The organism is Lentilitoribacter sp. Alg239-R112 (genome assembly GCF_900537175.1).
In the GTDB taxonomy this organism is placed as follows: Bacteria; Pseudomonadota; Alphaproteobacteria; order Rhizobiales; family Rhizobiaceae; genus Lentilitoribacter.
The window spans coordinates 1,509,967-1,533,308 of record NZ_LS999833.1; the positions used below are offsets into that span (position 1 = coordinate 1,509,967).

General features: G+C 45.3%; 21 protein-coding genes. 9 read left to right on the forward strand and 12 right to left on the reverse strand.

The window, feature by feature from the left end:
• The 5 genes from G3W54_RS07690 to G3W54_RS07710 all read right to left on the reverse strand — a co-directional run bounded on the left by G3W54_RS07690 (position 1) and on the right by G3W54_RS07710 (position 5,313).
• The gene (locus G3W54_RS07690) at positions 1-789 is read right to left on the reverse strand and encodes an SDR family oxidoreductase (RefSeq protein ID WP_162652500.1); all 789 of its coding nucleotides are present in this window, start codon (positions 787-789) and stop codon (positions 1-3) included.
• Positions 790-1,773 carry an ABC transporter permease gene (locus tag G3W54_RS07695; protein ID WP_162652501.1) on the reverse strand — a complete coding sequence of 328 codons (984 nt, stop codon included), beginning with the start codon at positions 1,771-1,773 and terminating at the stop codon, positions 790-792.
• Entirely contained in the window at positions 1,770-3,293 is a 1,524-nt protein-coding gene (locus G3W54_RS07700; RefSeq protein ID WP_162652502.1) for a sugar ABC transporter ATP-binding protein, read from the reverse strand. Before G3W54_RS07700 ends, G3W54_RS07695 begins: the two co-directional genes overlap by 4 nt.
• Before the next feature lie 92 nt (positions 3,294-3,385).
• Positions 3,386-4,420 carry a sugar ABC transporter substrate-binding protein gene (locus tag G3W54_RS07705; protein ID WP_162652503.1) on the reverse strand — a complete coding sequence of 345 codons (1,035 nt, stop codon included), beginning with the start codon at positions 4,418-4,420 and terminating at the stop codon, positions 3,386-3,388.
• Positions 4,421-4,440: 20 nt separating this feature from the next.
• Complete coding sequence (locus G3W54_RS07710) at positions 4,441-5,313, reverse strand: SMP-30/gluconolactonase/LRE family protein (RefSeq protein ID WP_244627858.1); 873 nt, start codon at positions 5,311-5,313, stop codon at positions 4,441-4,443.
• Positions 5,314-5,414: 101 nt separating this feature from the next.
• On the opposite strand from G3W54_RS07710, the gene G3W54_RS07715 reads away from it, so the two are divergent.
• The 6 genes from G3W54_RS07715 to G3W54_RS07740 all read left to right on the forward strand — a co-directional run bounded on the left by G3W54_RS07715 (position 5,415) and on the right by G3W54_RS07740 (position 11,654).
• Positions 5,415-6,086: a GntR family transcriptional regulator gene (locus G3W54_RS07715; protein ID WP_162652504.1), complete on the forward strand. Its 672-nt coding sequence runs from the start codon at positions 5,415-5,417 to the stop codon at positions 6,084-6,086.
• A 175-nt stretch (positions 6,087-6,261) separates the two neighbouring features.
• Positions 6,262-7,839 (forward strand): sugar ABC transporter ATP-binding protein, encoded by a 1,578-nt coding sequence (locus G3W54_RS07720; RefSeq protein ID WP_244627859.1) that lies wholly within the window; start codon positions 6,262-6,264, stop codon positions 7,837-7,839.
• 1 nt (position 7,840) lies between these two features.
• Positions 7,841-8,848, forward strand: coding sequence for an ABC transporter permease (locus G3W54_RS07725; protein WP_244627860.1), 1,008 nt, complete (start codon positions 7,841-7,843; stop codon positions 8,846-8,848).
• Between the two features lie 52 nt (positions 8,849-8,900).
• Positions 8,901-9,899, forward strand: coding sequence for a substrate-binding domain-containing protein (locus G3W54_RS07730; protein WP_162652505.1), 999 nt, complete (start codon positions 8,901-8,903; stop codon positions 9,897-9,899).
• A 49-nt stretch (positions 9,900-9,948) separates the two neighbouring features.
• Positions 9,949-10,857, forward strand: a complete 909-nt coding sequence (locus tag G3W54_RS07735) for a hypothetical protein (RefSeq protein ID WP_162652506.1) — start codon at positions 9,949-9,951, stop codon at positions 10,855-10,857.
• Positions 10,845-11,654, forward strand: coding sequence for an NAD(P)-dependent oxidoreductase (locus G3W54_RS07740; protein ID WP_162652507.1), 810 nt, complete (start codon positions 10,845-10,847; stop codon positions 11,652-11,654). The genes G3W54_RS07735 and G3W54_RS07740 overlap by 13 nt, the downstream gene beginning before the upstream one ends.
• 49 nt (positions 11,655-11,703) lie before the next feature.
• Here the strand turns inward: G3W54_RS07740 and ugpC are convergent, their stop codons facing one another.
• The 7 genes from ugpC to G3W54_RS07775 form a co-directional block, all read right to left on the reverse strand.
• Complete coding sequence (ugpC, locus tag G3W54_RS07745; RefSeq protein ID WP_162652508.1) at positions 11,704-12,816, reverse strand: sn-glycerol-3-phosphate ABC transporter ATP-binding protein UgpC; 1,113 nt, start codon at positions 12,814-12,816, stop codon at positions 11,704-11,706.
• Positions 12,817-12,822: 6 nt separating this feature from the next.
• Positions 12,823-13,707 (reverse strand): carbohydrate ABC transporter permease, encoded by an 885-nt coding sequence (locus G3W54_RS07750; RefSeq protein WP_162652509.1) that lies wholly within the window; start codon positions 13,705-13,707, stop codon positions 12,823-12,825.
• The gene (locus tag G3W54_RS07755) at positions 13,704-14,576 is read right to left on the reverse strand and encodes a sugar ABC transporter permease (protein WP_162652510.1); all 873 of its coding nucleotides are present in this window, start codon (positions 14,574-14,576) and stop codon (positions 13,704-13,706) included. The genes G3W54_RS07750 and G3W54_RS07755 overlap by 4 nt, the downstream gene beginning before the upstream one ends.
• 87 nt (positions 14,577-14,663) lie before the next feature.
• Positions 14,664-15,875, reverse strand: coding sequence for an ABC transporter substrate-binding protein (locus G3W54_RS07760; protein ID WP_244627913.1), 1,212 nt, complete (start codon positions 15,873-15,875; stop codon positions 14,664-14,666).
• A gap of 255 nt (positions 15,876-16,130) precedes the next feature.
• A complete protein-coding gene (locus tag G3W54_RS07765) occupies positions 16,131-17,126 on the reverse strand; it encodes a LacI family transcriptional regulator (RefSeq protein WP_162652512.1) in 996 nt (331 codons plus the stop codon).
• Positions 17,127-17,474: 348 nt separating this feature from the next.
• Positions 17,475-18,728 carry a class II D-tagatose-bisphosphate aldolase, non-catalytic subunit gene (locus G3W54_RS07770; RefSeq protein ID WP_162652513.1) on the reverse strand — a complete coding sequence of 418 codons (1,254 nt, stop codon included), beginning with the start codon at positions 18,726-18,728 and terminating at the stop codon, positions 17,475-17,477.
• Positions 18,729-18,731: 3 nt separating this feature from the next.
• Positions 18,732-19,652, reverse strand: coding sequence for a sugar kinase (locus G3W54_RS07775; protein ID WP_162652514.1), 921 nt, complete (start codon positions 19,650-19,652; stop codon positions 18,732-18,734).
• 143 nt (positions 19,653-19,795) lie between these two features.
• Here G3W54_RS07775 and G3W54_RS07780 point away from each other — a divergent pair, with 143 nt between their 5' ends.
• The 3 genes from G3W54_RS07780 (at position 19,796) to G3W54_RS07790 (ending at position 23,342) form a co-directional block, all read left to right on the forward strand.
• Positions 19,796-20,848, forward strand: coding sequence for a LacI family DNA-binding transcriptional regulator (locus G3W54_RS07780; RefSeq protein WP_162652515.1), 1,053 nt, complete (start codon positions 19,796-19,798; stop codon positions 20,846-20,848).
• 164 nt (positions 20,849-21,012) lie between these two features.
• Positions 21,013-22,332: a sugar ABC transporter substrate-binding protein gene (locus G3W54_RS07785; protein ID WP_162652516.1), complete on the forward strand. Its 1,320-nt coding sequence runs from the start codon at positions 21,013-21,015 to the stop codon at positions 22,330-22,332.
• Between the two features lie 137 nt (positions 22,333-22,469).
• A complete protein-coding gene (locus G3W54_RS07790; protein ID WP_162652517.1) occupies positions 22,470-23,342 on the forward strand; it encodes a sugar ABC transporter permease in 873 nt (290 codons plus the stop codon).

Here is a 23,342-nt window from a genome sequence, read left to right on the forward strand (position 1 = left end):
TTATAAAATATTGCGGACGATACCGCCTTCAACGCGGTGGGCGCCGCCATTGACGGCTTTGTTCGCCGCCACAGTGACTATGGTTCGTGCAACTTCATCAGCTTGGACAAAACGCTGGATGAGTGATGTTGGTTCATCTGTTTTGAAGTAGTTTTGAATAATTTGATCCAATGGTTCGCCTTTTTGTTCGGCCAATCCATCAAAATAGGCTTTCACGCCTTCGGTCCAAGTGGGCCCAGGCAATACAGAGTTCACCCGCACTTCAGTGCCCTTGGTCAACTCTGCCATTCCTCGGGAAAGGCCCAACATGGCAGTTTTGGTAACAGAGTAATGGATCATTTGTGGCAATGGTTTCACGCCCGCTTCACTGGCAAGATTGACAATCGATCCAACGCCTCGTTTGAGCATTGCTGGCAAAAGCACACGGCTCATGCGAACTGCCGTCAGCACGTTGATGTCAAAATATTGCATCCAATCTTCATCAGTCAGGTCTTCAAAAGCTTTTACCGAAAAGACACCAACATTATTGACAAGAACATCAATGTCGCCCTGCTGTTGTGCAAAATCACATAAGGCAATTGCTTCATCGGCTTTTGTCAGATTTCCCGCCTTACCAACAACCGAACCCAGCGGTGAAAGGTCTTTTACACATGCATTGACTTCATCCGTTGTTAAACCATGGATGATGACGCGTGCCCCCTCCTCCAGAAAAGCTCTTGCTGTTGCTTTGCCGATACCTGAACCGGAACCGGTGACAAGAACAAGTTTATCTTTCAATCCAAGATCCATTTAACCTTCTCCGCCTTTTGTTGATTTACCGAAAACCCGTTGCAGAACTTCGGTGGTTTCTGCGCGCCACATATCAATGCCAACTGCCATTAGAATGATCAGACCAAGAACAATATTTTGAACTGATGATGGTGCTGCATTTAGGTTTAATCCGTTTTGAACAATCACAATGGTCATGGCGCCCATCAAAGTGGCCAGAATGTTACCGCGCCCACCAGCAAGACTTGCGCCGCCAACAACCGCTGCCGCGATAGCCTGCAATTCCAATGTCTGACCGTAATTTGGGGAGCCTGAGTTTAACCGTGCCGACATGAGAACCGCACCGACGGCTGTCATTAATCCGGCAATTGCAAACGTCATTGCCTGCACCTTGCGTACATTAATGCCCGTCAACACAGCTGCTGACGGATTACCGCCAACTGCGTAAATTTCTCTGCCAAGCTTGGTGAAATTCATCATATATGCGGCAAGGCCATAGAACGCGACGAGATAGAAAAAGGGGAGCGGGATACCTGCAAGTTTGCCGTAAAATATAGGTTCTAGCCCGGGATCAAGTGAGAAGATTGGGGAGCCATTATTGAAAGTTAGCGCCAGCCCCCGAAATGCGATCAAGGCAGCCAAAGTAGTAATAAACGAGGGTATACGGCCATATGCGGTGATAAAGCCGAGTAGAAGCCCAAGCAGAGCACCCGCAAAAAGAATAAGCGGCACGGCAAGAGCCAGCGGAATGCCCATAAATTTGAGCATTTGAGCAAGGACCATTGTTAAAAGCGCAACCATCGAACCCGAACTTAAATCAATGCCGGCTGCAAAGATGACTATGCTCGCACCAATAGCGATTAATGCCACAATACTGACCTGCAAAAACAAATTGGATAGGTTTCCAGGATTGAGAAAACGATCTGTTGTCAGCGCTACGATCATTGCTACAATTATTAGCGCTGCAAATGGCCCTATCAGCTGCGTATCAAAAATCCGCTTCATGCGTTCACCTGTATTTTAGTTGATTTAGTTTGCTTTGTTGAAGCCCTGACAAGATCGTCATGCGTCAGGTCCGAGGCATCTTCAATCCGCTGGATCGCGCCGTGCTGCACAATTGCGACACGGTCACTCATGGCGAGCAATTCGTCGTGATCTGAACTTATGAGAATAATAGACTTGCCCAAACGAGTTAGGGTGTTCATCAACTTGTAAACAGCAATTTTTGCTCCGATATCAATACCTTGTGTCGGCTCATCCAGAATAAGCACCTTCGCATCGGAAAATAGCCAGCGTGCAATAACGATTTTTTGCTGATTGCCGCCCGACAGAAAGTTCACGGTTTTTTCTTCCGCCTGTGCCGAAATTTCCAACTCTTTGATGAGCCGTTTAGTGCCGCTTTCTTCCGCCGCAAGATCGAGAATCCCCATCTTGGAAATTTCCGATAGTGATGCAGCCGTTATGTTGCCGCTGGCACGAAAATTGAAGAACAAACCATCAAATTTTCGATTTTCCGGAACCAGAGCCAACCCTGCTTTGATGGCCTGCATTTCATTGGAAAAACGCCGTGGTTTTCCATCCAAAATAATCTTGCCACTTGTCAAAGCATCAACACCAAACAATGCGCGGGCAATTTCAGTTCGCCCACTACCAAGCACACCGCCCAGCCCAAGCACTTCACCCTTGTGCAGATCAAAACTTACATTGCGCACGCCATTTTTCGTGCAAAGCTTATCTGCTTGAAGTACGATTTCGGCCGAAGTGTTGTGTTCTTTTGGGTAGTGTTCTCCAATATCTTCTCCAACCATTGCGCTGACGATCTGGCTAACGCTAATTTCTGTTTCACCACTTGCTCGAACAACCTGTCCATTTCGCAATATCGTGACTTCATCCACAATACGTTCGACCTCATCCAAGCGATGGGAAACATAAAGAATTGCGGTTCCGCGATCACGCATTCGGCGCAAGAGTTGGTGCAGGCGTTCAATTTCATCCTCACCCAACGCGGCGGTGGGTTCATCAAGGATAATCATCTGCGCATCCATGGCAATTGCCTTGGCGATTTCAACCAGCTGCTGTTCGCCAACCGACAGTTGACCCGTTATGGTTTCGGTAGAAATGTCAACTTCCATCTCGACAAGAACTTGCGCTGCATCAGCGTGAACTTTTTTCCAATCAATTGCACCAAATCTTGTTTTTGGCATATTGCCTAGAAAAATATTCTCACCAACTGAAAGAGTGGGAACAATTGAAAACTCCTGAAAAACAGTGGCAATCCCTTTAGCACGAGCCGCCAATGGATCGCCTATCTGTACTGATTGGCCACGATGTAGAATTTTCCCGCTATCGGGCTGCTGCACACCGGAAAGTGTTTTGATCATTGTGGATTTGCCGCAACCATTTTCGCCCAACAAACCATGAATCGAACCTTCAAGAAGTTTGATACAAACTTTGTCGTTGGCAAGGACACCGGGGTAGCTCTTGCTGATGTTGACGAATTCCCAAAGGGGATGTGTGGCGGACATGATATTATCTCATTGCGCTTTAAGCTAAGTGTGAGTGGAAATGTCCTTCGGCGACATGGAGAGAGTATGTCGCCGAAAAACAGGGAGGAGACTTAGTAGTCTTTAGAAGGCTGCGGGAAGAGCTTTTCCGGCTCTTGAAGAACAGCTATCGCACCTGACTTATCTTCAATTGATGTCGGCGTTTCGATCCAACCACCTGGATATGTTCCTTTAAGAGCATCCAGTGTTGCGTGCATCGCGGCCTTACCCATCAAATATGGAGATGTGTTCACGGTAGCTGTGATATTACCTGCTGCAATTTCCTCCAGACCAGAAGTATCACCATCATTACCCAGGAGGACGACATCTGATTTACCTAAAGCTTTTGCGGCGAAAGAGGCACCAATAATCATATAATCATTGGCCGCGAAAATCATATCTAAATCAGGGTGTGATTGCAGAATATCCATTCCAGCGACATTGCCGCCTTCTACATTCCATTTGCCATCGATGGAAACCACAACATCAAAGTTTTCATTGCCTTTGATACCATCAAGGAAACCGCCTACGCGCTCAGTTGAGTGATAACCCGGCTGACCTTCGATGACACCAACTTTGAGCGGTTTGTCGCCATAGTTCTCGATTGCCCAATCAGCAATTGCATGGGTTCCGTTGCGCTGAGAATATCCGACGACACCATGAATTGGCGTTGGGAAATTTGGAATATCCGAGTTGATCATTACAACAGCCACGCCCTGATCAACCGCTTGTTTTAACAAAGGCGCTGCAGCAAACTCATCGTGCGTTCCGAATATAATTGCATCTACATCCTGAGTTAGAACATCTTGGATCATACCCATTTGGCCGTTGATGTCCGCCCCACTTTGTGGCGCCAGCATAAATACTTCAACACCAGCATCTGCACCGACGGATTTAATACCTTCACCAATGGCTATGTAGTAGTTAAATTCGGTCGCCGGCGGCATATATGCAATCCGGAACTTTTCATTCTTCGGCTTTATCTCGCTAATTGGCGCTTGTGCTCCTTCTTTTAGCGGTACAGGCGCGGGGTAATTCTCGGCCATTACAGTCTGAGTTGCTAAAGCTAAGCCCGCGAAAACTACGGTGCTTTTTAGAAATTTGATCATGTTTTCCTCCCTGATCATGTCTAGGCACAGAACGGAGTATCAATTACTCCGCACACACCTGGTTTAACGGCAAATAAGCCGCCTGAATGTGGTTCATTTCTGAGTGTTTCTTCGTCACTCATTAGTCGTGACGTTGTGATGTAAAGAGTATCCATATCTGGCCCACCAAATGCACAACATGTGGGCTTCCAAACGGGGACGTGAATGATTTGATCTATGTTGCCATTGGGGGCGATGCGCACAACACGGCATCCTTCCCATTCAGCATTCCAAACGCCGCCTTCCGCGTCCACGCACGAGCCATCCGGTAAACCCGGTTCGTCTGAAAACGAGGCATGAACACGTCGATTTGAGACCGCTCCTGTTTGGGTGTCATAATCAAATGCCACAATTTCGCGATCTGGCGTATCAGCAAAAAACATTGTTTTGCCATCAGGTGAGAAACAGGTTGAGTTGGCGCAGGAAACTTTTGAAAGCAACGTTTTAACAGCTAGGCTCTTGTCGATTTGAATGACAGATGAAGTCGCCTCACCCGACTTTTCGTTCATACCGCCAACGACAAACCGCCCTTGCCTGTCTGTTCGCCCATCATTTGTGCGTGTTTCAGAGTTTTCTGGCTCAAAATCGCAAATTTTTTCTTCAACACCCGTCAACAAATCATAAAATGATATTCGGTTGGCAAAAGCGACAATTAACCCGCCTGTCCGACGTGGTGCAAAACAGCAAACCCTATCAGTCATAGAATATGATTTGCTTTCATTCGTGCTCGGATTGAATGACCAGATCTGGCGTCCTTCTATATCTGTCCACCAGATCAATCCTTGAAGAGCATCCCAAAAGATACCTTCCCCGTGGATATTTTGACAATCAACTATGAGTTCAGCCTGCAGCAACTTTCTATTCCTCCAAAAAACGACTGGCGTCTGATATACCAGGTTGCATTGTCTGGTATATCAGATATTATCAAACATGCAACACAAAAATTGGAGCGACTATGATGCTAACAAGACCAAAATCCCTTCGCGAACTCGCTTTAGAGCATCTCAGAAACCGGATTATTGATGGAACACTAAAGATGGGACAAATTCTTTCAGAGCGTAGTATATCTGAAGAACTCGGTGTTTCTAAGTCGCCGGTTCGAGAAGCATTGGCGCAACTTCGAGATGAAGGATTGGTCAGCATTGAACCCCAAAAGGGAGCGCGCGTTTTTACACTTTCGAAGAGCGAAGTTGCGCAGATTTGTGATTTCCGACAGGCTATCGAAACCGCTGCATTTGAAATTGCCCTGGCGCGAAATCCTAAAGCGCTGGCAAAAGACATGGCAAGAGTCGTTAAGGACATGGCTGCGGCGCGTAAAGCAGATAATGAAACTAAGTATCTTGCGCTCGATACCACATTTCACCAGTTGATTTTTCAACATTGTGGAAATGATTACCTTTCCGCCAGCTACTCCAGATATGTCGGCAAAATCGCAGCACTCAGAACGCATCTGGCAAACTTGCCAAAACACACATCACTTTCATTCGATGAACATGTGCAATTGGCTGATGCAGTTCGAGATGGTGATATGACTGTTGTACGCAAATTACTGGCAGAACATATTGATCGCACGCGACAAGCATATTCCGTAGCGGAAGATGCCAAAGATGCAGAACACTCTAAATAACAGCATTGAAAGCGTAATGCACTGGTTAAAATATAAACCGCTATCGTAGTCTATATTCTTTGAAAGGTCTCTACAGCTCAATAATAACAATACCTTAGAACATGAATATAGTTTCAAACTTTAATATTGACATCTGACATATCAGATGTCACATTGAGATTGGGAGGACTATAATTTGCTACAAGATAGAAATATAGCAACGGCTGAAGCAAACGACGCGCCGCTGTTTGAACTGAGAAACATTCAAAAAAAGTTTGGCTCGGTTGCCGTCCTTCACGATTTAAATTTCCAATTGAACGCTGGAGAAATTCACGCATTTGTCGGAGAAAACGGTGCAGGGAAATCGACTTGTTTGGGTTTGTTATACGGACTGTACCAACCGTCCGCAGGTGGTGTTTATCGCGATGGTCAACCCGTTCGCATTGAAAGCCCCTCTCATGCACAAACACTTGGCATAGGATGTGTTTTCCAGGAGTTGAGCCTTGCCGGATCACTATCAGTGGCCGAAAACATATTTGCTGGTCGAGCTCCCACTCGGTTTGGAATTGTCGATTGGTCTGAACTTAGACGTAAGGCAGAAGCTGTTTTGGCAGAATTTGATCTTGATCTTGATGTATCAGCACCAGTTGACAGCTTGCCGATCAGCACACGGCAAATTGTTGAGATTGCGAAGGCGCTCTCGCTGAACTCAAAGATATTATTACTAGATGAACCAACATCTGCGCTCACGCCAGATGAAGTCAATGCATTGTTTGTCGTGTTGCGCAAGCTAACAGCGCGTGGCATCGGTATCGTTTATGTCAGCCATCATATGTCTGAAATTTTTGAGATCTCGGACAGAATTTCTGTTCTACGCGATGGACGAAAGATCAGCACCTGCAAGACCTGTGACACGACTCAGGCGCAGGTTGTCGGTGAAATGATCGGTAACGCGCATCCGGGTGATGTTGAACGCGCATCCAACGAATTGGGAGAAGTTGTACTAGATGTGCAGAACTTATCGCACCCAAGTTTGTTCAGCGATATCTCTTTCTCCATAAAGAAGGGTGAAATTTTAGGACTTGCTGGCTTGCTTGGGTCGCGGCGAAGCGAAATCGTACGCGCAATTGCAGGACTATTACAGGGCTATTCCGGAGACATCTCTCTAAACGGCAACCGCTCATCTTTTTCCTCCCTTCGCCAGGCTATGAAAGCTGGCGTTGGCTTTGTTCCGGAGGAGCGAAAAACCGAAGGTCTGTTTTTGAATAACACTCTCGGCGAGAACCTTGTCGCCTCCAGCCTTAAACAACACACAAAACTCGGTATATTGCAACCTCACTCCATTAACGAGGCGGCATATAAGGCAATAGATGCCTTTGGCGTCAAAACACGCGGACCAAGCGAAAAAATTGGTTCTCTCTCTGGCGGGAATCAGCAAAAAATCATGCTTGCAAAGTGGCTGGAACGATCACCGGATTTGTTGATCATTGAAGAACCCACAAAGGGTGTGGACGTTGGTGCCAAATTTCAGATTCACACTGAATTGCAAAGGCGTGCAGCCGAAGGTATGGCAGTTCTGGTCGTATCATCTGATTTCCCTGAACTGGTTTCGCTCGCTAACCGAATTCTTGTAATCCATGATGGTCGCATTACCGGATCGACAGATGCCAAAGACGCAAGTGAAGACACTTTGCTGCAAATGGCCGCCGGTTTACCCACCACTCATTCAACAAATAATAATCTGGCAACAAATAATAATCAGGTAGGATTCTGACGTGACAACAACGCTAGCCGCCACCCAACAATCGCAACAAAAACCAATGCCAAAGTCACTGGTAAAACGTGTGCTCGGTGCATTTGTAGATATAAGAGAATTGACATTAGTTGTGTTAATTCTCGCGATCATCATCACGATGTCAACACTGAACCCCTACTTCCTTTCAATTTCCAATTTCCGCGCCATATCGGTGGGCATGGCTCCAACTGCGGTCATTGTCATTGGCATGGCCATCCTGCTGGCTTCTGGCGGGTTTGACCTTTCTGTAGGTTCGGTTATGGCCTTGTCATCTACCGTCGTCGCAATGCTGTTGCTTGCAGGCGTACCAATCCCTGTTGCCGTCATCGCAGGAATAGTGCTTGGTGGCGTTGCTGGCTTGGTAAATGGGGTGCTTGTCACCGGGTTGGGAATAAATCCGCTGATTGCAACCCTGGGCACGATGTCGATAACTCGCGGCATTGCGCTTGTGCTGACGGAAGGTTTTTCTCTATCCAGTCTACCCCCAGAATTTGCATGGATTGGAAAAGCAACGTTTAGCGGCTTTCCAGTGCTCGTTTTACTTACTCTTGTGTTGGTTCTCGTCTTTGATCTTGCGGTCCGGCACACACGATTTTTCAGGCAGGTTTATTTCATTGGCGCAAATGAAAAAGCAGCAATGCTGTCGGGTATTCATGTCTCGCGCGTCAGAATTATATCCTATGTTCTAACTGGTATGCTCGCTGCATTCGCAGGTGTGCTTCTGGCCTCAAGACTCATGAGTGGCACACCAACCGCAGGCAACGGCATCGAACTGCAAGTGCTTGCCGCAGCTGTTATTGGGGGCGCGTCGCTACGTGGTGGTGAAGGAACAATTCTCGGGGCGTTTCTTGGTGTCGTATTCGTCGCGTTAATCAACAATTCGATGACCATGCTTGCTGTGTCTATTTACTGGCAAATGATCGTCATCGGCGCTGTTCTGGTGAGTGCAGTCGCTCTGGACATGCTGATACGCGGTAAACGCGACTGACCAGATTACCTATTTTCAAATCACTTAAATTAACATCAAAAGGGAGAATATTATGAGTGAGACGGATGTAAACAGACGAAAACTGCTGGCAACGGGTGCCGTTGCCGGACTGGCATCAGCTTTTGGATTGCCAAGCCTATCAAGCGAAGCAGTCGCGCAGGCTGCAGGTAAAGAATATGTATTCCTATCTATTGTAACACAGGTACCTTTCTGGGTTGATTATCGCAATGCCATGAAAGATCTGGAAGAATTAATGGGCATTAAAGCCACATTCACTGGTCCACTTGACTTTGATACTGCCGCTCAGGCCCGCCAGTTGGATGAGCTGATTGCGCGACGCCCTGCCGGAATTTTGATCTTCCCAGGAGATCCTGCAACTTTAGCACCAGGTGTTGAACGTGCTGTCGAAGCTGGTATTCCCATCACATGCTGCATTGGCGATATCCCGGGCAGCCCTCGATCCACGTTCCTTGGAATCAATGGTGTGCAAGCTGGTCGTGTCGGTGGCGAAATGCTGGCAGAAGCTATTGGCGGCAAGGGTAAGGTTATTTTGGGTACATTCCCTGCTCCATCTACACTTGAGCGCGTTGAAGGGTACAAGCAAATATTTGCAGAAAAATATCCTGATATTGAAGTCGTCGATGTCGTCAATGATAAAGCGGATCCTTCCTATGCACCCACAGCTTATCTTCAGGCCATACAGGCAAACCCTGACATTGTTGGCATTGGTGGTACAGATGGTGATAGCGGCAAAGGCGCTGCGATTGCAGTGACAGAAGCTGGTCGTGTGGGTGATATTAAAATTGTTGCGATGGATCGTAATGATGACATGCTTCCGTATATTGAGGATGGAACAATCACCGGAGCAGTGGCGCAGAAATCATATCTGGAGATCTTCCTTGCCTTCCATATGATGCATTGGCAAAACACGGATGGATTGAAAGTTCTACCGGACTGGCGTGCTGCTGGCATCAACCCATTGCCAGAGCGTGTTGAAACTGGTGTTATGCCAATTACAGCTGACAACGTTGGGCAATTTAAACACGTATAAATCCTCTGGCACCGCTTTTGCGGTGCCAGCTTTCCGCTAGGAACGTCTTGTGCAAGATATTTGGCAAATTTCATCACTCTCTCAAGATGACTTAATCTTGCATATCCTACCCGGCATTGGCGGGCGACTTTGGGATATCACCTACAAACAACAATCACTTTTGTTTCAAAACAACGATTTGGTTGGACACCAACCTGATCTTTCTTCCTTGAAAAATCTGCCAACAAGATCTCCGCAATTTGCATTTCCACTTTGGGGCGGCGAGAAGACCTGGATAGCACCCGATAATCTATGGCCTGATGGCGGCCCGTACCCTGTTTTAGATTCTGGTTCATATGAGATAGTGTTTCAAGATGAACAACAAATCACAATACAAAGCCAAATTTGCAATATATCTCAATTACAGATCGAACGCTCAATCAAATTAGGCGACGATGCGCGCATAACGATCTCCCACAAAGTCACCAATCATGGTTTAGAGGATCGCATGGCGGGTATCTGGTCTGTTCTTATGCTCGATCATCCAACACAAATAGGTGTTGTATCCGGCCCTCAAACAGTTACACCCATTTTTGGCAAGCCTGATGGCCACTATCGAGTTGCTGATAGCAAGCTGATTTGCGTTTGTGAAACGTTGGCCGAATTTAAAATTGGCGTTGACAATCCAAACGGACGGGTATTTTTGAAGTTGGGTGAAAAAAACAATCCAATTTGGATGGCAGGCCTTACAAAACCACCCTCCCCGCAAGCTACATTTGCGCATGATCACTCGCTCGAGATTTTTAACTCTGGTGACTATCAATATTGTGAAGTGGAATGGCATGCGCCTGCAAAGATGCTAAAGCCAAACGAGAGTACGGTGTTTGAACAAACTTTTATCCCTTGGTCAGGCGAACAAATACCGGATAAATTAAAACTTACCCCTCAAGAAATGGAACTCATGTCATGTATGTCCTAATTACTGGCGCTGGCGGTCATCTCGGTCGCAAACTATTTGATCATCTGGATGCTCAAGATGGTTTTGATGTAAGCGGGCTGGATATTAAATCTGTCGACCACCCTCGAATCCATACCGCAGACCTGAGCAACGACACGAGCTGGAGCCAGCATTTTGAAGGGGTTGATGTCATTGTGCATCTCGCGGGCGATAGAGAGCCCACCGCAAGCTGGCAATCGGCAGTAAAAAACAACATGGACGCCACGCTCACACTTTATCATGAGGCCGTGGAGAAAAAAGTTTCACGCGTCGTTTTCGCAAGTTCAAACTGGGTTCATGGTGATAAACGTTTTACCCGCCAGAAGCTTAACAGCACGACACCACCAGGCCCTGTAAACGCCTATGGCATGTCCAAACTCTTTTGTGAGAGAACAGGCGCTTATTTTGCTGAGCACCATGATTTATCCGTGATCTGTTTACGGATCGGTTGGACGCAATGGACACACAATAACCAACCCGGACCTCATATGGCGATGGGGCGTTGGGGACAGGAAATGTGGCTCAGCGATCAAGATTTTTTAAATGGCATGCAATCTGCCATCACAGCAAAAGATGTTGATTTCGCCGCTCTTAACCTGATGTCAAACAATGCCGGAATGCGCTGGGATATCAATGAGACCATAAACACAATCGGATATGCGCCCGTAGACGGCGCTCCCGCAAAAATCACACCATTCATCCAATTAAAATCATTCATGAAAAAGCTTTTTTCAAACTCTTTCCCAAAAATTTCCGACCAGCATTTTCCTGACTGGTGAAATGGCCATAACCGGACCAATACCACAGATCAGAATCCAAGAGGTTTTCCTAACGAATGCGTTCTGTTGTCTCCGGATCAAAGAAAACTGCTTTTGACATGTTAAATGCAAGGTTGGTTTTTGCACCTGCCTTAATCTTAGCATCTGCCCGCAAACGGGCGATGGCTTCTCCGCCACCCAGGTTAACCACAGCAAACGTATCCGAACCTGCAGGTTCAACAACATCGATCATGCATTCGTGCTGACTTATCTGAGAAGATGTTCGATCTGCGGCCTCTGGATCTGTTAGAGCTTCCGGGCGGATACCAAATAAAACCGTTTTATCTACATAATTTTTTATGTCGGCTATGTTATCAATAGGAAGTTCAATTTTTTTCTCATCAAATGATTGAATTTCAACAGCAAAACGGCCTCCACTCTCCACGACTTTGGCGTCAATCAGGTTCATTGATGGTGAGCCCATAAATGTTGCAACAAACACATTGTTCGGATCATTGTAAACTTCATCGGGAGTGCCAAATTGCTGCAAATATCCGTCTTGTAGAACGGCAATTTTTGTAGCCAGAGTCAATGCTTCTATCTGATCGTGCGTAACATAAACAATTGTTGTGCCCATGCGCGCATGAAGCCGCTTGATCTCTGTACGCATATCAACTCGTAATTTTGCATCCAGATTTGATAATGGCTCATCAAACAGGAATACCTGCGGATCACGCACCAGGGCACGCCCCATAGCAACACGTTGACGTTGGCCGCCTGACAGTTGGCTTGGCTTACGATCCAGCAACTCTTTGATTTGCAGCATAGACGAAACATCTTCAATGGCTTTAGTCTGTGTGGCCTTGTCCAGCCCGCGAATTTCCATTCCGAAGCTAATATTCTCTGCAACAGTCATATTTGGATATAGCGCATAGGATTGAAAAACCATCGCAATATCACGCTTGGATGGATGCAATGACCCGACTGAGCGTTCACCGATTTGAATATCACCAGATGTAATCTCCTCAAGACCAGCGATTGTGTTCAAAAGTGTAGATTTTCCGCAACCGGATGGCCCAACAAGAACGAGGAAGCCACCATCTTCAATTTCGAGATCAATGCCTTTAAGCACATCGACCTTGCCATAGGATTTACTTAGGTTTTTAATTTTAAGAGATGCCAATTTTATCTATCCTTTAACTGCGCCGGCCATAAGGCCCCGCACGAAATATTTACCTGCAACGATATACACCAAAAGCGTTGGCAAGGCGGCCAATATGGCACCTGCAAAATGCACGTTATATTCTTTTACACCGTGTGATGAGTTCACCAAATTGTTCAATGCAACAGTCATTGGTGTCGAACCGAAACCGGAAAAAGATGCGCCAAACAGAAAGTCATTCCACTGATTTGTAAATTGCCAAATGACCGTCACAACAATGATTGGCCCCGAACTTGGCAATAAAATACGTCGGAATATTTGGAAAAATGTAGCCCCATCAATTTGGGCCGCTTTGATTAACTCTGTTGGGAATGCAGCATAATAGTTTCGAAAGAACAATGTCGAAAAGCCAATACCATATACAAGATGAATAAGAATAAGGCCAAAAATAGAGCCTGATAATCCTAAGACACCAAGCACCTTCGCCGCAGGGATCAGTACAATTTGAAATGGAATGAAACAAGATAACAGCATCAGACCAAATACGATTCCATCACCCTTAAATTTCCATTTGGTCAGAACATACCCATTCAGCGCGCCTAGCACAGTGGAAAGGAAAACAGCAGGCACAACAATTAGAATTGAATTTATAAAATACGGCTTTAACCCCGTCGATTCGACACCGATCTGTGCGGAAGACCATGCCGATAACCAGGGTTCAATCGTCCATAACTTTGGCAAAGCCATTAGATCGCCACCTCTTATCTCATCAAGAGGTTTAAGAGAGTTCACGACCATGACATAGAGCGGCAAGAGATAGTAAACCAGAAAAATCAGTAGAACCGAGTAAATCAATGCACGGGTAAGCTTATTACCACTAACGGCATTATCTTGAGAAATCATGCCGCTCATCTTTGATCTCCGCTTTTAAGTTCGCTATACAAATAAGGAATTATGATGGAAAAAATCATTATCATCATGATGATTGCAGATGATGCTCCAATCCCCATTTGATTTCGCGTAAACGTGTAGGAATACATAAATGTTGCTGGAACCTCGGTCGCTCGACCAGGACCACCACCAGTCAGCGCAATGACCAAATCGTAGGCCTTAATTGCCAGATGCGCCAACACGACAAATGCAGATAAAAAGACCGGTCGCATCATGGGTATGATAATTCTTCTATAAATTTGAAAAGAAGAAGCGCCATCAATTTGGGCCGCTTTAATAATTTCATTATCAACACCGCGCAGGCCAGCAAGAAACATCGCCATGACAAATCCGGAAGATTGCCAAACCGCGGCGATAACCACCGTGTAGATGGCGTAATTTCGATCCTTGATCCAAGCAAAATGGAAGCTATCCCAACCTAGATTATGAAATGTGTTTTCAATACCAATACCCGGATCCAAAAACCATTTCCAAGCTGTACCGGTTACAATAAATGACAATGCCATAGGATAGAGATAGATTGGGCGTATGATGCCCTCAGCACGAATTTTTTGATCAAGTAAGATTGCAAGAAACAGTCCAAGTACAGAGCATATCCCGATGTAAAGGATACCAAAAATGGCGAGATTCACCAATGCGGTATTCCAATGTCGCAGGGCAAATAGCTTACTGTAATTTTCAAACCCCACCCAGCCATAAGATGGCAGCATGCGCGAATCTGTGAAGGATAAGTAGCCTGTATAAAGTATAAATCCATACACAAAGAGCAGAACCAAAAAGAAGCTTGGTGCAAGCACTAGGCGTGGTAACCACTGCTGAATGCGATCCATTAAAATTTTCCTGATCAACTATTTCTTTTAAAAATGAGATCGGCAGAAAATACATCTGCCGATCTTTAACAAGTTAGTTAACAGGCACTATTTTGCGGCGTCAACAGCTGCTGCAAGCTCTTTAGCTGCTGTTGCGCTGTCGTATTCGCCATTAAAGTGGGCTGTCACAACATCATAGATAGCGTTCTTAATAGACGCTGGATTTGCATGTCCATGTGCCATTGACCCATAAAGTCCGCCAGAGCTGTTAGCTTCAGCAAAATCTGCCATTCCCTTTTTACCGCAATCGTCAAAATCTGTATTCGGCACATCAGTACGTGCAGGCACAGAACCTTTTACAACATTAAATGCAGATTGGAATGTTGGATTCATCACAGATGCCGCCATTGCCATTTGAGCATCTGATGCATCACCTTGATCAAACATAACGAATTGATCAGAGTTAAATGTGACTTTGCCTTGCGTACCCGGGAAACGAATACAAACGAAGTCTTCACCTGGTTTTTGATCAGCTTTAAGGAATTCACCTTTAGCCCAGTCACCCATCATTTGCATGCCGGCTTTACCCTCGATAACCATTGCAGAAGCTAGGTTCCAGTCACGGCCAGAAAAATTGTCATCCACATAAGAGCGAAGTTTAGTCATACGCTCAAATGCTTTGACCATATCAGCGCCACCTAGAGCAGCTTCATCAAGATCAATAAATGCAGATTTATACAAATCAGAACTTACGCCCAGAACAACAGCATCGAAAATCGTTGCATCTTGCCAGGCTTGACCACCATGAGCCAATGGAGTGATTCCATTTGCTTTCATTGCATCAAGGACAGCAACCAATTCATCCCAGTTTTGTGGGGCCTTGCCACCAGCAGCATCAAGAGCAGATTTGTTAATCCATACCCAGTTTGTTGAATGCACGTTCACAGGTGCAGCAATCCAATTGCCGTCATGCTTTGAAAATTCCTGCAGAGCAGCAGGCACAACATCGGCCCAACCTTCTTTTTCAGCAACAGCGTTTAGGTTGCCCAACTTACCAGTTGATTCTGCCCAGTCTTTAATATCAAAGCCAAGCATTTGCGCAGCTGTAGGTGCGTTGCCACCTGTTACACGGGCACGCAACACTGTCATGGCGTCAGAACCGCCACCACCAGCGACTGGCATGTCTTTCCAGCCAACTCCCTTAGTCGAAAGGTCATCTTTCAAAACGCCAATCGCGGCAGCTTCACCGCCAGATGTCCACCAATGTAAAACTTCTACATCATTCGCCGAAGCAACATTAACCGATGAAACAAGCAGCATTGCAGCCGTCGCATTCAGTGCAAATTTATTAAATGTCATTATTTTCCTCCAAAACATCAAGAGACATTAATGTCCCTTTCGATTTATAACGTTATAAATAGTATTTATGTCAATACTCTTTGAATATATTTATTTTGTAGAGCATTGTTTATTAGCTTACGGCATCTATTTTTTGAATTAAACAGCCGAATGGAAATTAGCTAAATATTTTGTCACTCACATCAGTGACTTGCAGTTAGCGTGGTTTGAAATTTTTCAGTCCCAATCCACGTCTGGTACTTGTATAAATTGCTTCTCATAACCTATATCCAATTGCATTTGATCGAGAAGTATAGAAGCCATTTTTTTTCCAGCCAAATGAATATCTTCGTGAATTTTATCTACATCTGGATCTATATGCTGCAAAATTGATGTACTGGTTTTAACAACCGCCTGATAATCACGGCCTTGCTTTCTATCAAGTGAGCGCATGGCATCAATAAGAGAAAAATAGCAAGACTCACCTGGACAGATAAATCCATCGGCGGCATCTTCACTACCTTGATTTTTTACCACCCAGTTCCTGATATCTTGCGTTGAATCATCGAGCGTAATATCGTCAGGCACTATAAATCGTGTACCGCTCTCTTTGGCAGCTAACGCTAACCCATATGTCAGGTGTTGATGAAATGTAAAACGCCTATCTGGCGCGAAGAGACATATTTTTTTCACGCCTTTACTGGCAAGTCTGCGTGCAGCCTCATAACAAAAAACCTGATTATCGAAGTCAACAACCGGATGAGGTAAACTAAATTCTGTTCTACCGTGGCATACAAAGGGAAATTTGTGTTCAAGTAAGTAGCGTACTCGATCATCAAAGGGTTTTGTACGTGAAAAGATAATGCCATCAGCCTGATTATTATGCACAATATGCTCAATTAGACTGTCTTTAGACTTGCCGGAAAAATGAGGCGTAATCGTAAGATTATACCCAGACCCATCAAGGCCTTGTGTTAAACCTGAAACCAGTGAATTACCAAACCCAAGAATTTCATTATGAGGATCGAGAATAAGGCTAACTACTTTAGTTTTACCTGTTTTAAGTCTTTGCGCAGCTCGATCTGGCACATAACCCAATTGTTCCGCAAGCGCCTTAATACGTTTACGTGTTGTGATCGCAATTTTAGGGTCATCCTTCAACGCACGAGAAACCGTACCAAGTGACGTCCCAGCCTCCAAAGAAATTGACTTCAAAGTCGCCTTTTTGCTCATATAACCTGACCTCTTTCAAATTCAACATCTGGCAGAACTTGGTTAAATTGACGGTATCCTTATAAGTATCTCCATAAGAAATATGCCAATGGAAAACTACCCGCATTGAATAATCAGATATTACTCTACATGAATGCTACTCTTAATTACAACGTTATAAATAACATAATTCTTCATTTTGGCTAGATTAAGTCGGAACATTCACTACATCGCCATCAACAAGGACATTGCACTACAACGAATATTCCGCACCATTAATAGAAATACCCCTCACCCGAACTTCGGTATCCTCCGCCCTCCCACAGATTCAATTTGCGAATGAAACATGATATGGTTATTTGCACAAAATCAGCTAATTAATCCGCAGGCTTTATAATAGCGAGATAATGTTGTGCAGATACGCTGATCAATGATCGACCGAGGACTTAGAACAGGCTCTGGGGAAGGAAAGTCAGACCCAAGTTGGGTTGCCAAAGCAGATCGAATACCAACTGTATCCAAGTTGTGCATCAATTTTGCAAGCGCAGACTTCACCTCATCCTGATCCCAGTAATACCGAACACGATCACTTAGGCTATATAGTTTAAGATATGCGATTTCAGCATCATCACCCTGATAATAATTCTTCCAATCAGCGGGGGATTTATCCATCACGGATAGTACAACATCTATCACGTCGGCTTTGTCCTTAATACCCAACTGCCTTTCGAGTTGATCCAATGCCATTATGCTTTCACGAAAGCGAAAGGTGATTTCAGGACCTACTTTTAAGATAACGGAATGATCCGCAACAAGAGCGGATAGATCTTCTGTAGATTGATAATCAGTTGAATGAGCCTCAAACGCGATACCATCATACTCACCTATTGCCTGAGTAAGATTTACAGCTTTATCGCGATCATAATGAAAAATGCCATCATGGGAGAAATCGACACCCGGCTGAACAACAACTGCGATCGACTTTTCAATACCCTGCGGCACACCACCCTTCTCAAATGCATCGATATGGGTGTTGATTGTGGCAGCTAAATTATCGACCGTTGTGACCTGTATATCGGACATATCATCCGTTTCTCCACCAGGAATCGGCACTTCTGTTCCAATAACATAACACAATTTACTTGCATCTGGTGCATGCGCTTCCGCGACTTGGCAAAGTTCAGCTGAACGTTGTGCAACAAGCTCAAAAGATGGTGTACTCTCATTTGCGCAAGCCATACTGGCATCAAGGTGAATTTTGGTAAAACCAGCTTCAACAAAATCTTTGACCAGAACCTTAGCATTTTCCATGGCGTTACTTGCATCAAGATGCTTCCACGGATTAGGTCCTAAATGGTCTCCACCAAGAATCAGATCATCCTGAGGGAGACCGGCGGTCTCTGCCTTTGATCGAATTTTCTTGGCATAGTCGGCAGGCCTCAAACCAGTATAACCTCCGAATTGATTAACCTGGTTACAAGTTGCTTCAATTAACGCAGGAATTTTATGTTCTGCAGCAAAGGCCACAGTTGCACCAAGTACGCTTTCATTTGCGGTGCAGATACTGGGTAGCGCTTTGCACTCACCAACCCGATTTGATCGTACTAATTCTTTTAGGTCCACGGATTACGCTCTTTCTGAAATTTTATGTTTGTTGATTTCTTCCAAAGTTGGGTTCCATTCCATCGGGCCGCGCTCTAAAACATGCAACCCACCAGCTATTGTTGCTGCGTTTAGAGCGTCTTCAAAGGAAGCTCTCTGATCAATTAAACCTATAAACGTTCCACAAAAGCAATCTCCTGCTCCGGTCGGATCAACCTCCTCGACAGCAATAGGATTTGATTTAACGATATTGCCATCACATGAACCAATTGCGCCATCGGCTCCTTGTTTAACAACAACGGCTTTCTTGCCCATGGCTAGCATTTTTAAAATGATATCTTCGGGAGAACTATCGGGGAAAAGAAAATCAATATCCGCATCGCTTGGAAGCAAATATGTTGCAACATCCATAATCTTATCTAAGCAACACCTAGTCTCGGGGTCAGACATGAGTTCCTGGCGTATATTTGGGTCAAAACTGATCTCGCCTACCGACGCGACCTCCTCAACAATATTCATGATGCCCGATCGTAAAGCCGTATTACCTAACGACGAACCTGATATATGAAAAATTGTTTCAGGCAAAATGACGGGAGAAACCAGTTCTCGATCTGCTGCAGTGTTATTCAGGTGGAACACAAAACAACGTGACCCATTTGTAAAATACGATACAAAAGCCGTTCCGGTTGTATGATCTGAACGTGTTGTGACACTATCGACATTCACACCATCAGCGACAAGACGGTCAATTAACACCGAACCGAAAGGATCATTACCCACACTGCCAATCATTCCGCATTTTGCTCCAACCCTTGCCGCCTGACTTGCAAAAATAGCTGGTGCACCACTCGGAAATGGCCCCGAAAACTGGGTTGTTTTTGCAAGACCACAGTCCAATTCATGAGACACAAACTCAACAAGTAATTCACCGGCTGTGATTATCATTTAGATCTCGCTTCAACAAAAAACCATATAAATCAAGAGGGATTTATACGCGCGTCTATTTTTATTTGTCAATAGTTGTTAAAATTTATTACGCGAGCAGAGAAATAGTGATACAGTCCCCACCGAATATGAGGAGAGTTCTTATGGGCGGCAACAAAAAACGCATAAACACGATGGAGCAACTGTCCGCTGAGATCGGCGTATCGCGCGCAACGCTTTCAAAATATTTTCAAGACCCCTCCCTTGTTAGAAAGTCTACATCCAAAAAGATAGCCGATCTTCTAGATACAGTGGACTATATTCCCAACTTTTTCGCTCGAAATATGAACAGGAAGCAAACGGGTCTGTTTGGTGTCGTCCTACCACATCTAAACGACTTGTTCTACATGACTTTGCTTCGAGAAATAGAGCGCAGAGCTGAGGAATTGGACTTTTCTGTTTTAATCCAAAACTCTCATGGAGATCCCGAAAAAGAAGTCCGCGCCATCAAAAACCTGCGCTCAATGAATGCTGAAGGCGTGATAGTGGCGCCGATTGGAGCCGAAGAAAACACCCCCTCCTTCAAGCGCATTTCATCAGACTTGCCGCTTGTATTTGTAGACGCCAAATGCCCTGGCCTTGAAAAAGATTTTTCTTTTGTTGGCACCGACAACTCTCAAAGCATGAAGCTTATGGTTGATTACCTGAGACGCTCTGGCACACCCCCAAAATACTTAACAATGCCACCAGTGAACAGTAATTCACGAGAACGAGAACAGGCATACCGCTCACGCATGAATGAAGTTGGCCTTACACCAGAGGTTATCCGAACCTCATCAGAAGAACCTGTTTGGGACTTTGAGTCTCACGGATATGAAATTGTTCGAGATTTACTTGATCGCGGACTAAGTAAAGATGCTACCATTCTGTGTGCAAATGATCGTTTGGCTATGGGCGCGTTAAGGGCTGCGAATGAAGCCGGACTCTTTAATGAAATCAACGAAGGCGCACTTGGATTTCGCGTCGCAGGACACGACGACCATCCCCTTAGTCAATATATGTGGCCATCAATGACCACGGTGTCACAGGACGTACATCGCATTGGCCGTGCTGCAGTTGATTGTGTATCAAGGCAGGCTCGGGCTGCAACGGAAACAGATAAATTGCCAGTAGATCGACTGTTTCCTGCACAATTATGCATTCGGAATTCAGCCTAACATTCCATTTTCTTACATTCTTATACATACTTATATCACCATAAATACTGGGTTTCAGCTCATGCTTGCGTCAATTCTTATACACATGTATAAATTATAGTTGACGCGAGCATTTACTATGAGGTACTCTTGGTGGTGTAAGAAACCACTAGGGAGGAAGTTTCATGAAATTGAAGCACTTACTTATATCAGCAACTGCGCTTATGTCCGTAACAGTGACAGCTGCAATTGCTGAAGAAATAACAATCGCCACAGTTAATAACGCTGACATGATTGTCATGCAGAAGCTTGCCCCTGAGTGGGAAAAAGCGACTGGCAATTCCATCAACTGGGTTGTTTTGGAAGAGAATGTTCTTCGTCAACGCACGACCCAAGACATTGCAACAAACGGCGGCTCTTTTGACATCATGTTTATCGGTGCCTACGAAACACCTATTTGGGGTGCCAATGGTTGGTTAACGTCATTGAACGATTTTGGCGACGATGCCGATTATGATCTTGACGATATTTTCCAATTGGTGCGTAATGGCCTGTCTGCGGATGGCAATCTTTATGCCGTTCCGCTCTATTCAGAAACCTCATTTACATTCTATCGTACTGACCTGTTCGAAAAAGCTGGCGTTACGGTGCCTTCTGAACAGATCACATATACCGAGTTTGCTGAAATGGCTGCCAAGCTTCACGATCCGGATAACGGCGTCTATGGCACATGTCAGCGCGGGAAAGCCGGATGGGGTGAAAACATGGCATTCGTTGGCACAATGGCCAACGCATTTGGTGCACGATGGTTTGATGAGCAATGGAACCCGCAACTGGACTCCGAAGAGTGGAACAATGCTATCACCTACTATGTTGACTTGATGACAAAATATGGTCCTCCTGGTGCAACAGCAAATGGTCACAACGAAAACCGTGCTTTATTTAAAGACGGCAAATGCGCGACCTGGGTTGATGCAACATCTGCTGCCAATGACATTCGCAATCCAGCAACATCTGGCGTTGCGGATAAAACGGATTTCTTTCAGGCGCCGAAGCAGGTTACTGATAAAGGAACAGGTTGGTTCTGGTCATGGGCTCTTGCTATTCCTAAAAGTTCACAAAAAACAGACACTGCGAAGGACTTCTTGAAGTGGGCGACGTCTAAAGAATACTTCCAGAAAGTTGGTGAGACTGAAGGCTGGGTTGCGGTACCAAGTGGTACTCGTGCTTCAATTCACAGTGATGCGCGACTACTAGAAGCTGCCCCGTTTGCAGAAACTGTGAAGAATGCCATCTTCTCAGTAGACCCAGCAGATCCAACACGTGATCCAGTTCCATATACGGGTGTGCAGTTCGTCGCAATTCCTGAATTTCAAGGCATTGGCAACTATGTCGGTCAGCAAGTTGCTGCGGCTCTCGCTGGTCAACAAACGGTTGAAACTGCGCTTGCAAACAGTCAACAGTTTGCTGTGCGCGAAATGACAAAAGCGGGTTACATTAAGTAACCAATCCTCCCATGAATGGGCCGGCTTCCCTTAGACTGGCCCATTCAGCTATAATATTTACATTTAGGTTTTTTTGAAACAAATTCGATCGAAATTTATTTCAAAAACGCTTATTTAATTCGTAGGGAGGAGTAAGTTTGGCTACCAAAGCATCTAAGTCTGCCGCACGTTTAATGATCTCGCCTGCTGTACTATTGCTTCTGGGGTGGATGCTTGTGCCTTTGTGCATGACACTTTATTTTTCATTCTTGCGTTATAACTTACTACAACCCGGAGCGACGCCATTCGCAGGGTGGGAAAATTACTATTGGTTTGTAACCGACCCGAGCTTTAAAGCAGCGATCATTAATACATTTTTACTTGTGGGTGGTGTGCTATTTATCACCACCGTTGGTGGACTTGGGATAGCGCTGTTACTAGATCGCCCAATGTTTGGCGAAGGTATTATTCGCATCATGGTGATTGCACCATTTTTTGTCATGCCAACCGTTTCCGCGCTTATTTGGAAAAATATGTTCATGAACCCGGTCAATGGAATATTTGGGCGCATTGCTACCGGGTTGGGGTTCGATCCTGTCGACTTTTTTGGCCAAATTCCCTTAATCTCTATAACCGTTATGGTGTCTTGGATGTGGTTGCCCTTTGCCGCCTTAATCCTTCTAACCGCACTCCAATCGCTTGATCAGGAGCAGTTGGAGGCTGCTGAAATGGATGGCGCTAATCGCTGGAACAGGTTTTGGTTTATAATGCTGCCACATCTCGCACGCGCAATAACTGTTGTAATTCTAATCCAGACAATCTTTCTATTATCGATCTTTGCCGAAATACTTGTGACGACCAATGGTGGACCCGGGACGGCCACGACAAACCTGACCTATTTAATTTACGTCTCGTCACTCCTGCAATTCGATGTCGGTATGGGCAGTGCTGGCGGTGTTATCGCCATTATCTTAGCCAATATCGTTGCGATCTTCCTTATGCGGATGATCGGCAAGAATCTTGACGCGTAG

Bases quoted from the DNA above. Each gene is read 5' to 3' on its own strand.
- G3W54_RS07690 (WP_162652500.1), bottom strand. From the start codon at position 789: ATGGATCTTGGATTGAAAGATAAACTTGTTCTTGTCACCGGTTCCGGT.
- G3W54_RS07695 (WP_162652501.1), bottom strand. From the start codon at position 1,773: ATGAAGCGGATTTTTGATACGCAGCTGATAGGGCCATTTGCAGCGCTA.
- G3W54_RS07700 (WP_162652502.1), bottom strand. From the start codon at position 3,293: ATGTCCGCCACACATCCCCTTTGGGAATTCGTCAACATCAGCAAGAGC.
- G3W54_RS07705 (WP_162652503.1), bottom strand. From the start codon at position 4,420: ATGATCAAATTTCTAAAAAGCACCGTAGTTTTCGCGGGCTTAGCTTTA.
- G3W54_RS07715 (WP_162652504.1), top strand. From the start codon at position 5,415: ATGATGCTAACAAGACCAAAATCCCTTCGCGAACTCGCTTTAGAGCAT.
- G3W54_RS07730 (WP_162652505.1), top strand. From the start codon at position 8,901: ATGAGTGAGACGGATGTAAACAGACGAAAACTGCTGGCAACGGGTGCC.
- G3W54_RS07740 (WP_162652507.1), top strand. From the start codon at position 10,845: ATGTATGTCCTAATTACTGGCGCTGGCGGTCATCTCGGTCGCAAACTA.
- G3W54_RS07750 (WP_162652509.1), bottom strand. From the start codon at position 13,707: ATGAGCGGCATGATTTCTCAAGATAATGCCGTTAGTGGTAATAAGCTT.
- G3W54_RS07755 (WP_162652510.1), bottom strand. From the start codon at position 14,576: ATGGATCGCATTCAGCAGTGGTTACCACGCCTAGTGCTTGCACCAAGC.
- G3W54_RS07760 (WP_244627913.1), bottom strand. From the start codon at position 15,875: ATGCTGCTTGTTTCATCGGTTAATGTTGCTTCGGCGAATGATGTAGAA.
- G3W54_RS07765 (WP_162652512.1), bottom strand. From the start codon at position 17,126: ATGAGCAAAAAGGCGACTTTGAAGTCAATTTCTTTGGAGGCTGGGACG.
- G3W54_RS07775 (WP_162652514.1), bottom strand. From the start codon at position 19,652: ATGATAATCACAGCCGGTGAATTACTTGTTGAGTTTGTGTCTCATGAA.
- G3W54_RS07780 (WP_162652515.1), top strand. From the start codon at position 19,796: ATGGGCGGCAACAAAAAACGCATAAACACGATGGAGCAACTGTCCGCT.
- G3W54_RS07785 (WP_162652516.1), top strand. From the start codon at position 21,013: ATGAAATTGAAGCACTTACTTATATCAGCAACTGCGCTTATGTCCGTA.